This is a genomic window from Oceanibium sediminis, assembly GCF_003265325.1.
Lineage (GTDB): Bacteria > Pseudomonadota > Alphaproteobacteria > Rhodobacterales > Rhodobacteraceae > Halovulum > Halovulum sediminis.
Map to the genome: position 1 here is coordinate 1 of NZ_QGNX01000057.1, position 610 is coordinate 610.

The window sequence follows — 610 nt, forward strand, 5'->3', positions numbered from 1 at the left end:
AAAGACCGCGCCACTCGGCGAGAGCGGCGGTTCGGTTAAGCTTGAAATTAGCTCGGGAGTAGAGGCTGCGTTCCTGGTTGAAATGGTTGCAGACGGAGGAATGAACGGCAGCGAATTTCTGGAGACTTCGCATGCTGCGGAACTGCTGCTTGGCCCGTTCTCGTCGTCGAAACGGCAGGTGCGAATTCTCCGCGCGATTATTCAGCCAGCGGCCGGTTTCATGCTTGTCCGCATTCCCAATATCCTTCAGTGCCGCGCCATAGGATCGGAGTTTGTCGGTCACCAATATATGAGGGCGGCCATGCCGCTTCATTGATTTCTTTAGGAATTTCAATGCCGCTTTGCGATCCCGTCGTTTTGTGACGAAGGACTCCAGCACTTCACCCTCGTGATCAACTGCCCGCCACAGGTAGTGCCGCTCGCCGTTGATCTTCACGAAAACCTCGTCCAGGTTCCAACGCCAATTCGAGTATGCACGCATTCGCTGGACACGTTTTCTGCGGATCTCAGCGGCGAACATCGGACCAAATCTATTCCACCAATATCGAACCGTTTCGTGGCTGATCTCGATGCCGCGCTCGTGCAGCAGGTCCTCGACATTGCGCAGCGA

Annotated in this window: 1 protein-coding gene; it reads right to left on the bottom strand. The window is 55.4% G+C overall.

Going from position 1 to position 610, the window contains the following annotated elements; translation table 11 throughout:
* A partial coding sequence (locus tag DJ029_RS21535; RefSeq protein ID WP_112324500.1) for an IS6 family transposase occupies positions 1-610 on the bottom strand: 610 nt, incomplete at both ends.